This window comes from Epibacterium sp. ABV4_022, assembly GCF_056159345.1.
In genome coordinates, this window is the sequence record NZ_JBSWVA010000001.1 from 1,859,565 (window position 1) to 1,871,544 (window position 11,980).

Consider the following 11,980-nt stretch of genomic DNA (forward strand, 5'->3'; position numbering starts at 1 on the left):
GCTAGGAAAAGTAAAATCGTCAATCGAACATGCCCCGCATCGCTGCCAGACCGGCAGCCCCGGTAGAGTATGACAGTCTTTGCAGAAAATTGAGGCAAGAATTTGAAACAACCGCGCCCCGCCCGGTCTCGGGGCAGGGGCAGCCTTCTGTCCGGGGCTGAAACGGCTCTGCCCGGGGCAGAAACGGCGGAATCCGGCGGGCTGCTCAGCGCCCGCGCCGGGCCATGAAGGCGAGGCGTTCGAACAGATGCACATCCTGTTCGTTCTTGAGAAGCGCACCGTGCAATTTTGGCAGCGCATTGGCACCATCCCGTTTCAGATCTTCGGGGCTCAGGTCCTCGGCCAGCAGAAGCTTCAGCCAGTCGATCACCTCGGAGGTGGAGGGCTTTTTCTTCAGGCCCTGCGTCTCGCGGATTTCGTAGAACTGCGTCAGCGCGGCGGACAGCAGGTCGCCCTTGATGCCGGGATGATGCACCTCGACGATCTGGCGCATGGTGTCGGCATCGGGAAAGCGGATGTAGTGAAAGAAGCAGCGGCGCAGAAATGCGTCGGGCAGTTCTTTTTCATTGTTGGAGGTGATGATCATCACCGGGCGGTGCTTGGCCCTGATGGTCTCGCCGGTCTCGTAGACGTGGAACTCCATCTTGTCGAGCTCTTGCAGCAGGTCGTTGGGGAACTCGATGTCGGCCTTGTCGATCTCGTCGATCAGCAGCACGACCTTCTCATCCGCCTCAAAGGCCTCCCAGAGTTTGCCCTTCTTGATGTAGTTCCTGACGTCGTGAACGCGCTCCTCACCGAGCTGGCTGTCGCGCAGGCGCGAGACGGCATCATACTCGTAAAGCCCCTGCTGGGCGCGCGTGGTGGATTTCACGTTCCATTCGATCATGCGCAACCCAAGCGCGTCGGCAACCTGCTTTGCCAGCTCGGTCTTGCCGGTGCCCGGTTCGCCCTTGACCAGCAAGGGGCGCTCCAGCGTGACGGCGGCATTCACTGCCACTTTCAGGTCCTCGGTGGCCACATAATCCTTAGTGCCCTGAAATCTCATCAACTCTTCCTCCGGTTGCGCCTTAGTATTGCCGAATTGATCTGCCAGGGTCCGGTATAATCACAGCGCGCAACTATTGTGTAGTGACATTCGCGGCGCTTGGGATTAAACGCTGCGGCATGGGGGAGCTATGATGCTTGGAAAGATTGAAGAGACCAAGATTATGGGCCAGACCGAAGGAGCCGAAATGAAGCAGGACGTGTTTCTGCCGGAGGACTATCGCCCGGCCGAAGACGAGCCGTTTATGAATGAACGGCAGATGGAGTATTTTCGCCGCAAGTTGTTGAACTGGAAAGCCGAGCTTTTGGATGAAAGCCGGGATACCATCGAGGGCCTGCAAGAAAACACCCGCAACATTCCCGACGTGGCAGACCGTGCCAGCGAAGAGACCGACCGGGCCCTCGAGCTGCGCACACGCGACCGTCAGCGCAAGCTGGTGGCCAAGATCGATGCCGCGATCCGCCGGATTGACGAGGGGGAATATGGCTATTGCGACGTGACCGGAGAGCCGATCTCCCTGAAACGTCTCGACGCCCGCCCGATCGCCACCATGAGCCTTGAGGCGCAGGAACGGCATGAACGGCGCGAGAAGGTCCATCGCGACGACTAATTTTACAGTCATCCACAAGTTTATAAAGCGCCGGGCCTTTTGCTCCGGCGCTTTTTTGTTATGAGCTTGCTATTGGCAAGCGGGCATTGGGTGCATGGATTTCAAGGATATCAGGATAACGGTCATCGGTGCCGGGATTGGCGGGCTTGCAGCGGCCTACCTGTTGCAGCGCCAGGGGGCGCAGGTGACGGTGCTGGAGCAGGCCGAGGAAATCTCCGAGGTCGGGGCCGGATTGCAGGTGACACCGAACGGTGTCGCGGTGCTGAAGGCGATGGGTCTGGCCGATGACCTGGCCTGGTGTTCGCAGCGCGCCCGCGCCGTGGTGCTGCGCCATCACCGGGAAGGGCGCGAGGTGCTGCGGCTGGATCTGGATCAATACGCCCATGATCTGCGCTATTATTTCGTGCACCGCGCCGACCTGATCAATCTGCTGGCGGATGCGGTGCGCCGCTCCGGCGTGCAGCTGCGCCTGTTGCAAAAGGTAAGCACGGTGGTGCCGGGCGCGCGTCCGAAGGTGCAGCTTGGCAATGGCGCCAAATGCGGCGCCGATCTGGTCATCGGCGCGGATGGGCTGCACTCGCGGGTGCGTCCGGTGCTCAACGCCGCAGGGGCGCCGAAGTTTACCGGACAGGTGGCGTGGCGGGCGACGGTGCCAAACCGGTTTGATCTGCCGGCCGAAGCGCAGGTCTTTATGGGGCCGGGGCGGCATCTGGTGGCCTATCCGCTGAAAGACGGCTCTTTGGTCAATCTGGTGGCGGCTCAGGAGCGGCGGCAATGGGCGGAGGAAAGCTGGAGCCACGGGGACGATCCCGAAAACCTGCGGCGGGCGTTTGCGATGTTCGGAGGCCTTGCGGCGGAGATGCTGTCGGATGTGCGCGACGTGAAGCTCTGGGGGCTGTTTCGCCATCCGGTGGCGCAGGTTTGGGGGCGTGACGGTGTGGCCCTCTTGGGGGATGCGGCGCATCCGACGCTGCCCTTTATGGCGCAGGGGGCGAATATGGCGCTGGAAGATGCCTATGCCTTGGCGGATTGCCTGTCCGCTGCGGATGATCTTGAGGCGGGACTGGCGGCCTATCAGCTGCGTCGCCGGGCCCGGGTGGCCAAGGTGGTGGAGGCGGCCAATGGCAATGCGTGGAAATATCACCTGCGCCCGCCACTGAGCTGGCCTGCTCATCAGATGCTGCGTGCGGCGGGGGCGTTTGCGCCGCAAAAAATGGTGAGCCAGTTTGACTGGATCTATCGCCACGACGAGACGGCGCGCTAATCACTCCTGAATGTGATGAGGGATTTCGCTTTGGGCAAAGCCCAAAGCGACCAGCGCCGCGCAGGCGCGCCCGAAGGGCGCGCCTGCGCGGCGCTCGGCCCAACGGGAGCGGGCGCATTTTAATGCTGTCCGCGACGGGCGGGAGGGCACCCGGCGTGGCCGCTGTGCGCGATTTTTGCGTCAGAGATCCAGATCAACCCAGATCGGAACGTGATCAGAGGGTTTTTCGCGCCCGCGAATGTCCTTGTCGATCTGGCAGTCGCGCAGCAGATCCGCTGCCTGTGGTGTCAGCAGGACATGGTCGATGCGGATGCCGTCATCGCGGTTCCACGCCCCCGCCTGATAGTCCCAGAAGGTATAGTGGCCGGGGCCACGGGTGCGGGCGCGAAAGGCTTCGGTAAAGCCGAGGTTCACGATACGCTGAAACGCGGCGCGGCTTTCGGGGCGGTGCAGGGCATCCTCGCGCCAGGCCTCGGGGCGTTTGGCATCCTCGGCCTGGGGGATGATGTTGTAGTCGCCCGCCATCAGCGCCGGCATCTCATCCGCCATCAACTCGGTGGCGCGCGCCCTCAGACGCTCCATCCAGCCGAGCTTATATGCATATTTCCCCCCGGCAACCGGCGTGCCGTCATCGTTCAGTTCGACCGGGTTGCCGTTGGGCAGGTAGAGGCCACAAATACGCAGGGCCTGTTTGCCCACCACCGTTGCCTCGATCCAGCGCGCCTGTTCGTCGCTGTCATCCCCGGGCAGGCCACGACGGACATCCTCCAGCGGCAGCTTGGACAGGATCGCTACCCCGTTGAAGCTCTTCTGGCCGTGGGTTTCCACGTTATAGCCGCGCTCTTCAAAGATCTCCCGGGGGAAGGCTTCGTCGACGGATTTGATCTCCTGCAGCACCGCCACATCGGGCTGGGCCTCGTCGAGCCAGTCGGCCAGGGCGTTCACACGGGCCTTGATGCCGTTGATGTTGAAACTGGCGATCTTCATGGCGGCCTCCGAATTGAACGTGCTGCGATGTCTATCGCCCAAAACTCCGCCCCCCGCAAGGCGTCCCCCGGCACCGCGGCGCGGGCAAAGCGCAGATACCCGGTTTGCGAGAGAATCACCCTTTGTGATCCCGCTTAGCAAGAATGCACGCACAACCTGTCGGTGCTTCAATTTGTTTTGCAGTTTTGTAGTTGTGGGTAATGCTGTGGATTTTCTGTGGGCAAGTCCGAATGCATCCCGAAATCAATTTATTGTTAATCGAAATTAATGTAAGGTTTATTCTCTATTTCTGTCGTGTCGCAATTTAATGCTTGATTATTTTTGGAGGGCTGGCAGCTTTTAATTGTCGATTTATCCAGATGAGGAGAAAAATCATGGGTGCTTTGAAAAAGACTGTTGTCGTGTCCGAAACCGTTTCCGGTGCTTTTGCGGGTGAGAATGTGGGCCTGGTCAGCTCGACGTGCCTCGGTGGTGAACATGAGGGCGCGCATGTATCCCTCTACAGCTCCACATGTATTTCCACATCCAAGAGTGATCTGCACGCCGGCGATGATACCCATATGGTGTCTTCGACCTGCCTCGATCCGGTGAAGTAATTCACCATCCCCGGCCGGGATGGAGGTGTGATCCAGTTTCCGGCCGGGGCAAATTTCATTTTCCGAACATCGGGGGCTGTCATGGGGCAAGTGCTTTCATTTTCTTTGGCGCGGGCGCGTAAACCTGAATCCCCAATCCCGGGACTCCTCGAGAGTTTTGGTTCATTTCGCAAGGATCGTCTTGACGTTCTGTGGTTGAAAGAAAATGCAGAGCTTCTGAATGTTTTAGAAACCACAGGTAGTAAAATAAAAAATGAAGTAATGGAGCCTTTGTTTCCTTTTTATGAAGGAAGCCTGCGGCATCTGAATTTCTTTCGCCAGTATTACCGGTTCATTCTTTCGATCTGCCTGGATCTGGAGGATCTCGGTCTGCCGGGAACGCGTGGTGAGGTCATGGCGGATTGGGTGGCGCGCCGGGCGGTCGGGGTCAGTGAAATGTCCGATCTGCAACGGGCGGAGGCGCGCAGGCTCCTCGCGCGCAGGGGGATCGAGCTGGCCGGGGTCGACGGGCTCGACGACCGGTTGCGCGCGTTTATGCGCCAGAGTGCGGAATTTGCGGTGCCCAATCGCAAGGCGGCCTATGAGCTGACGCATGTGGTCTTCTACCTGTCCGAATACGGGCGCCGGCCGCTGCAGCTGGAGCCGGAGGAATGGCAGAGCCTGCTGTTTGCCGGGCTGGTGGCCTACCTCGACCAAGACGTTGATTTGCTGTCGGAAATCTGCATCGCAATGCGGTTCTGTGACGAGGCGCCGCCCGCGGAGTGGCAGGCCTGGCTGGACCGTCAGCTGCATGGGTTTTCCCTCACCCCGGCCCGCGGATGGGTCGGCAACGATGACTACCATCCCTACCTTATGTGCAACTGGTTTCAACTTGTGGTTGGACGCACGGCCTTTTCTGATGCAGACTGCGAAGGGTCGGTAGTGATTGAGGGGCCGCATAGCCCCGGTGCGTTACGGGGGGTGTCGATGGCGCTTTATACCTTGTTGGACCAGGCGCCAGGAGACTGGCCAAAGATCAAGAGCAGCTTGTGCCAGGCGCTGAGCGCCGAAGAGCGCGAGGTTCTGGCGCAGGCCGAGGCCAGCACGCCCGCGTTTGAAGCCTTCTTTGAGACCTTCGCGCGATTTGGGCAGGTTGGGCCGCAATGAGTCCGGTCGCCTTTGGGGTTCTGGCGGTCCTGATCTACACCGGCCTGATTGCCGGCGCCGATGGGATCACCAAGTTGATCGCCACGGGGTTTGCGCCCGCGCAGCTGTTTGCCGTCTCCGGCCTGCTGGTGGCGGGGTTCTGCCTGGCGGCCAGCCGGATGCAGGGACATCCCGAACGCCTCCGGACACAGTGTCCGCGCGCAATGGCGGTGCGGGCGGTGGCAACCGTTCTGGCCTGCACCAGCTTCTACTTTGCCTTCCGGTATCTGGCCCTGGCCGAGGTGTTTGTCTTTGTCGCGCTCATGCCGTTGATGGCGGCGGTGCTGTCCGGTCTGATCCTGAAAGAGCGCATCCGGCCTGCGGTCTGGCTGGCGATCTGCCTCGGCGGCATCGGGTTGCTGGTGATGCACCCGGGGGTGCATATGGGCGCGTTCACCGGCTCGGCGATGGCGATGGCCGGCATGAGTTTCGGAACCCTGTCCATCGTCATGGCGCGCTACATCAGCCGCTATGACGGCAATGTGCTGGCGCAGGTGTTCTATCCGAACCTGACGCTGGGGCTGGTGATGCTCTGCATTCTGCCCTTTGTCTGGAAGCCGATGACGGCGACGGATCTGGCCTGGGTGGGGGCCTATGCGGTGTTGCTGTTTGGCGCGCGCTGGCTGCTGGTGCTGGCACTGCGACATCTGCCAGCCTATACCGTGACACCCTTGCTGAACCTGCAATTTGTCTGGATGGCGCTGATCGGGCTCGTCGCCTTTGGAGAAGTGCCGCCGGTGACGACCTATCTGGGCATGGCGGTGGTCGCGGCCTCCGGTGTGTTCCTGGTGTGGGACCAGGCACAAGCCGCGCGCGCCGCGGCACAGCCTAAGCCACGCCTGCCCGCGGTGCCCGGTGGCGGTCGGCGGCGGACGCAGGCGCGCAATATCGTATCCACGGGTCGGGCGCGGCGCCGTGGCACCTGGCGGGCCGGGCGCTGAGCGTCAGCCGGTCTGCGCGTTTGTCTGTAAATGCGATTGGCGCTCGGGCGACGGTTGGTCACGTGCTGGATATATGGGCCACATCCTGCCCCGCGGGGGGCTGAGGTGCCCAAGCACGCGCCGCCGGGCCCAAGCCGTGGCGGCGCGAGCACGTTACATCGAAAACGACGTGCCGCAGCCGCAGCTGGAGGTGGCGTTGGGGTTCTCGATCGTAAAGCGCGCGCCGATCAGTTCCTCGGTAAAGTCGATCACCGCATTCTCCAGGAACGGCAGAGAGATTTCGTCGACGACGACCTTCTGACCCTTGCCTTCGAGCACGAGGTCGTCGGAATTTGGCGTGTCGAGCGCAATTTCATATTGAAAGCCCGAGCAGCCGCCGCCTTCGACCGCGATGCGCAGGGCCTGGCCCTGATCCGCTGCGCCGATCTCGGCGAGCCGGTCAAAGGCGCGATCCGTCACTTTTGGGGGCAGTTGCATGCTGGTTTTCTCCGATGGCGTGTTGCAGCGTCAGGTCAAATATAGAAAGGTGCGCGCGAGGCGACAAGATTTGCCGGGGAAAAGAAACACATGTACGCGCCCTATGCCACCATGCCCGACCGTTCGCGCGGGCGATCCGTTTCCGAGGAAGAGAGCAGTTTTCGCTCGCCGTTCCAGCGGGATCGGGACCGGATTATCCATGCCAGCGCCTTTCGGCGGCTAAAGCACAAAACACAGGTCTTTGTCGAGCATGAGGGCGACAATTACCGCACCCGGCTGACCCATTCCATTGAGGTGGCGCAGGTGGGGCGTACCATTGCGGGGGCGCTGGGGCTCAATCAGGAGCTCACCGAGGCCGTGGCGCTGGCACATGATCTGGGCCACACGCCCTTTGGCCACACCGGCGAGGATGCGCTGCACGAGATGATGGCGCCTTACGGCGGGTTTGATCACAATGCGCAGGCGATCCGCATCGTGACCGCGCTGGAAAAGCACTACGCCGAATTCGACGGGCTGAACCTGACATGGGAGACGCTGGAGGCGATTGCCAAGCACAACGGCCCCGTGATTGGCGAGCTGCCCTGGGCGCTGGCGGCCTGCAACAACGGGATCGATCTGGAGCTGCACACCCATGCCAGCGCCGAGGCACAGGTGGCGGCATTGGCGGATGACATCGCCTATAACCACCATGATCTGCATGACGGTCTGCGCGCGGGCCTGTTCAACGATGACGATGTGTGTAGCCTGTCGATCATCGCGCCGGCCTATGCGGAGGTGGATGCCAAATACCCCGGCCTCGACAAGAACCGCCGCCGGCACGAGGCGCTGCGCCGCTTTTTCGGTGTGATGGTGAGCGACGTGATCGACACATCAAGGGCCAAGATCGCCGCCTCCGGTGCGAAGTCAGTCGAAGAGATCCGCGCGCTGGATCATGCGGTGGTCACGTTCTCGGACGAGGTCTGGGCCCAGTTGAAGGAACTGCGGGCGTTCATGTTTACACGCATGTACCGCGCGCCCTCGGTGATGGTGGTGCGCGAGCGCGTCGCCGTGGTGGTGAAGGCGCTGTTTTCCTATTACCTCAAGAACACGATGGCGATGCCGGAGCGCTGGCACGAGGAGATCGGCCGGGCCGAGACCGAAACCGACCGGGCGCGGATCGTTTCGGACTATATCGCCGGAATGACGGATCGCTTTGCGCTGCAACTCTATGACCGCTTGGCGCTTGGCGAGTTGGCCAGCTGACCGGGCAACTGGCGCTATCATGACGTGCCGCTGGCCCTATGAGCGGCCCGCGTGCTGTTTCACATGCAGGAGCGAAAGGACCGCTCATGCCGTGTTGGATTGTGACATTCGAGGACAGTGACGGCGTCTCCGCGCTGCGGACCGATCCGGCGCGCCGTGCCGCGCATATCGCATTTGTGCGCGCCTGCCCGGGATTGCAGATCGGCGGCCCGCTGGCCCTGACGCCGATGCAGGATTTTCCCGGCGCCATCTGGACCGTCGAGGCCGAGACCCGGCAGGATGTGATGCGGCTGATCCAGCGCGATCCCTATTTCGTGGCCGGGCTGCGCCGTCCGGTGATCCGCAGGGAGACAGAGCAGGACCCGCTGGTCCGGCTCCTGCGCTGAGCCGCTTCGACGGTTGACCCTGAGCGCGCCCCTCGGTATCCGCAGAGGCTGATACCTATGGGACGCCAGATATGAACCTCTTTACCGATATTCGTACGCTTGTGATCGACAGCCTCGCGGCCATGACGGCTGAAGGCACGCTGCCGGAGGGGCTCGATTTTGCCAATGTGACCGTGGAGCCGCCCCGAGATGCGGCGCATGGCGACATGGCGACCAATGCGGCGATGGTGCTGGCGAAACCCGCCAAGAGCAAGCCGCGCGACATTGCCGAGGCGCTGGCCACAAAGCTGGCGCAGGATGCGCGCATCACCTCCGCCGAGGTGGCGGGGCCGGGGTTCCTGAACCTGCGGCTGGATCTGACGGTCTGGCAAAGCGTGCTGGGCAAGGCGCTGCATGAGGGCGAGGCCTATGGCCGCTCCGACATGGGGCAGGGCAAGAAGGTCAACGTCGAATATGTCTCCGCCAACCCGACGGGGCCCTTGCATGTGGGCCACACCCGCGGCGCGGTCTTTGGCGACGCGCTGGCGAGCCTGCTGGACTATGCGGGCTATGACGTCACCCGCGAATATTACATCAATGATGGCGGCGCGCAGGTCGATGTGCTCGCCCGCTCCGCCTATCTGCGGTATCTGGAGGCCCATGGCCAGACCGTGGAATTCCCCGATGGCACCTATCCCGGCGAGTACCTCAAGGACGTCGGCGCGGCGCTGAAGGAGAAGTTCGGTGATACCTTTGTCGGCCAGCCCGAGGATGTCTGGCTGGAACAGGTGCGCGCGTTCTCGACCGAGATGATGATGGATCTGATCCGCGCGGATCTCGGCCTATTGGGCGTGAAGATGGATGTCTTCTACTCGGAGAAATCCCTCTATGGCACCGGGCGGATCGAAGCGGCGCTGGACAGCCTGGAGGCGAAGGGGCTGATCTACGAAGGCGTGCTGGAGCCGCCGAAGGGCAAGAAGCCCGACGATTGGGAGCCGCGCGAGCAGACCCTGTTCAAATCCACCGAACACGGCGATGACGTCGACCGTCCGGTGAAGAAATCCGACGGCGCCTGGACCTATTTTGCGCCCGACATCGCCTATCACTATGACAAGGTCAGCCGCGGTTTTGACATGCTGATCGACATCTTTGGTGCCGATCACGGTGGCTATGTCAAACGGATGAAGGCGGCGGTGTCGGCGCTGTCCGATGGTCGGGTGCCGCTGGATATCAAGCTCTGCCAGCTGGTGAAGCTGTTCAAGGACGGGCAGGAATTCAAGATGTCCAAACGGGCAGGGACCTTTGTTACCCTGCGCGATGTGGTTGATGCCGTCGGCTCGGATGTCACCCGGTTCATGCTGCTGACGCGCAAGAACGATCAGGGCTTTGACTTTGATCTCGACAAGGCGCTGGAGCAGTCCAAGGACAACCCGGTGTTCTACGTGCAATATGCCAATGCGCGGATCTGTTCGACCCTGCGCAAGGCAGGCGAGGCGGGGATTGCCTGCGATGATGCGACCCTGAATGCGGCGGACCTGAGCCTGCTCACACATGAGGCGCAGCTGTCGGTTGCGCGGAAAGTCGCCGAGTGGCCGCGCCAGGTGGAGATCGCCGCGCGGACCAATGAACCGCACCGGATTGCCTTCTTCCTCTATGATCTGGCGTCTGATTTGCACGGGCTGTACCACCTTGGCAAATCTGAAGAAAGTTTACGATTTGTTAATGAGAGCAGCCAATCGGCAACACATGCCAATTTGGCGCTGGCGCGGGCTGTTTCCATTGTCATTTCCGCCGGGCTTGGTATTCTTGGCGTCAAACCGGCGCAGGAGATGTGACACCAAAGTCACCCGAACCGCCGGATCGAGGCAGATCAAGAGACCCGATGCACAGTGGCCCCGCCGGATTTCAGGCGGGCCGCCTGTGACACAAGGGCAGTGAGGCGGATATGGCATATTTTGCACAGGTGGGCGCCAGCGCCCCCTCTTCAAATGGCGATGGTGATAACGGGGGCGTGGCCTTCGATCCGTTTTCCTCTCATCAATACTCTCGCGCGGCAGAGCCGGCGCCAGCCCCGGCGGACCCCGTGGTCGAGGCGGCGGTGCCGGAAACACCCTATCCCAGCTTTGGCATCAGCCCGTCCCCATCGGTCAACGTCGGGACCTTTTCCGGCGCCGGTGCCGGTGGTGGGTCTACGGGCGCCTATGCGGCGGCGGATGGCTACCCGGATGCGGGGTATGACTATGTCGGCGACTATGGCGATGGCTATGGCGGCGACGAGGAAGAGCTGTTTGCCCCGCAAGCGGGGCGCGGAGAGCTGGGCCGCATGGCCGCGTTCCTGGGCGCTGCGGCCTCGATCGCGCTGGTGGTGAGCATCTCTGTCTGGGGCTACAAGCTGATCATGCGCGATGTCTCTGGCGTGCCGGTGGTGAGTGCGGTGTCCGGCCCGATGCGGGTGGCGCCCGAAGATCCCGGTGGCGAGCTGGCGGATCATCAGGGGCTGGCGGTGAACGCGGTCGCGGCCAACGGCATCGCCGAGGATCCCGCCGACACGCTGCGGCTTGCCCCGCAGGCGATCGCCCTTACCGAAGACGATCAGCCGGTGCCGACCCTGACAGAAGCAGCCGAAGAAGAAGCGGCGCTGGAAGCCGCGGCAAGCGCGGCGACCGAGGTGGCGCAAACCTCTGAGGCGCCCGAGGCGGATGTCTCTCTGATCGAGCAGCGCAGCAACGACATCGACGCGCTGGTGGCGTCCCTGACCGACGGGGCGGTGCCACTTGAGGATCTGCGCGAGACCTCTGCGGCGATCGTGCAGCCGGAACCGCTGGACGGTGCCACCGTGGCCTCCATCGATGCGACCAAAGTGCCCGCAGCCGTGCGCAATGCCCCCGGCGTGCGCGTCACCCCGCGTCCGCTTGTCCGGCCGGCCCGTTTTGCGCCTGCTCCCGTGGCCGCAAACGAGAGCGCGGCGCCGCAACGCAGCGCCGCGGCGGAGGTCGACCCCAAGAGCCTTGCCGTGGGCACCCGGCTGGCACAGCTGGGCGCCTATGAAAGCGCCGAGGTTGCGCGTAGCGAATGGACCCGGATCAGCGGCAAATTTGGCGAGTTCTTTGACGATAAATCCCGCGTGGTGCAGCGTGCCGAGAGCGGTGGCCGGATTTTCTACCGTCTGCGCGCCCATGGGTTCGAGGACCTGTCGGACGCGCGTCGCTTCTGCTCGGCCCTGGTGGCGGGCAATGCGGATTGTATCCCTGTGACGATGCGCTGAGCG

At 62.5% G+C, this 11,980-nt stretch carries 12 protein-coding genes; 8 read left to right on the plus strand and 4 right to left on the minus strand.

The genetic code is table 11. The features are described 5' to 3' along the window. Positions 1 to 205: 205 nt before the first annotated feature. Positions 206 to 1,045, minus strand: a complete 840-nt coding sequence (locus ACXAF5_RS08765; protein WP_239321879.1) for an AAA family ATPase — start codon at positions 1,043 to 1,045, stop codon at positions 206 to 208. Positions 1,046 to 1,232: 187 nt separating this feature from the next. Between ACXAF5_RS08765 and dksA the strand changes: the two genes are divergently transcribed. Both dksA and ACXAF5_RS08775 read left to right on the plus strand, forming a co-directional pair. Continuing rightward, on the plus strand, positions 1,233 to 1,655 hold the full coding sequence (gene dksA, locus ACXAF5_RS08770) for an RNA polymerase-binding protein DksA (protein ID WP_005634254.1): 423 nt from the start codon (positions 1,233 to 1,235) through the stop codon (positions 1,653 to 1,655). Between the two features lie 94 nt (positions 1,656 to 1,749). After that, the gene (locus tag ACXAF5_RS08775) at positions 1,750 to 2,919 is read left to right on the plus strand and encodes an FAD-dependent oxidoreductase (protein ID WP_474946307.1); all 1,170 of its coding nucleotides are present in this window, start codon (positions 1,750 to 1,752) and stop codon (positions 2,917 to 2,919) included. A gap of 180 nt (positions 2,920 to 3,099) precedes the next feature. Here ACXAF5_RS08775 and xth read toward each other — a convergent pair whose 3' ends face one another. Then, positions 3,100 to 3,906, minus strand: a complete 807-nt coding sequence (gene xth, locus ACXAF5_RS08780; RefSeq protein ID WP_474946308.1) for an exodeoxyribonuclease III — start codon at positions 3,904 to 3,906, stop codon at positions 3,100 to 3,102. A gap of 254 nt (positions 3,907 to 4,160) precedes the next feature. Next, positions 4,161 to 4,466, minus strand: a complete 306-nt coding sequence (locus ACXAF5_RS08785) for a hypothetical protein (protein ID WP_474946309.1) — start codon at positions 4,464 to 4,466, stop codon at positions 4,161 to 4,163. 117 nt (positions 4,467 to 4,583) lie between these two features. Here ACXAF5_RS08785 and ACXAF5_RS08790 point away from each other — a divergent pair, with 117 nt between their 5' ends. Next, positions 4,584 to 5,648, plus strand: coding sequence for a DUF6902 family protein (locus ACXAF5_RS08790; protein WP_474946310.1), 1,065 nt, complete (start codon positions 4,584 to 4,586; stop codon positions 5,646 to 5,648). Beyond that, entirely contained in the window at positions 5,645 to 6,628 is a 984-nt protein-coding gene (locus tag ACXAF5_RS08795; protein ID WP_474946311.1) for a DMT family transporter, read from the plus strand. Before ACXAF5_RS08790 ends, ACXAF5_RS08795 begins: the two co-directional genes overlap by 4 nt. A 153-nt stretch (positions 6,629 to 6,781) precedes the next feature. On the opposite strand, the gene ACXAF5_RS08800 is transcribed toward ACXAF5_RS08795, so the two are convergent. Next, on the minus strand, positions 6,782 to 7,105 hold the full coding sequence (locus ACXAF5_RS08800; RefSeq protein ID WP_239321867.1) for a HesB/IscA family protein: 324 nt from the start codon (positions 7,103 to 7,105) through the stop codon (positions 6,782 to 6,784). A 90-nt stretch (positions 7,106 to 7,195) separates the two neighbouring features. Between ACXAF5_RS08800 and ACXAF5_RS08805 the strand changes: the two genes are divergently transcribed. From ACXAF5_RS08805 to ACXAF5_RS08820, 4 genes are all read left to right on the plus strand, one after another. Further along, on the plus strand, positions 7,196 to 8,347 hold the full coding sequence (locus tag ACXAF5_RS08805; RefSeq protein ID WP_474946312.1) for a deoxyguanosinetriphosphate triphosphohydrolase: 1,152 nt from the start codon (positions 7,196 to 7,198) through the stop codon (positions 8,345 to 8,347). Positions 8,348 to 8,433: 86 nt separating this feature from the next. After that, entirely contained in the window at positions 8,434 to 8,733 is a 300-nt protein-coding gene (locus ACXAF5_RS08810; RefSeq protein ID WP_239321864.1) for a YciI family protein, read from the plus strand. Between the two features lie 71 nt (positions 8,734 to 8,804). Beyond that, the gene (argS, locus tag ACXAF5_RS08815) at positions 8,805 to 10,547 is read left to right on the plus strand and encodes an arginine--tRNA ligase (protein ID WP_474946313.1); all 1,743 of its coding nucleotides are present in this window, start codon (positions 8,805 to 8,807) and stop codon (positions 10,545 to 10,547) included. A 110-nt stretch (positions 10,548 to 10,657) separates the two neighbouring features. Beyond that, the gene (locus ACXAF5_RS08820; protein WP_474946314.1) at positions 10,658 to 11,977 is read left to right on the plus strand and encodes an SPOR domain-containing protein; all 1,320 of its coding nucleotides are present in this window, start codon (positions 10,658 to 10,660) and stop codon (positions 11,975 to 11,977) included. Positions 11,978 to 11,980 lie beyond the last annotated feature (3 nt).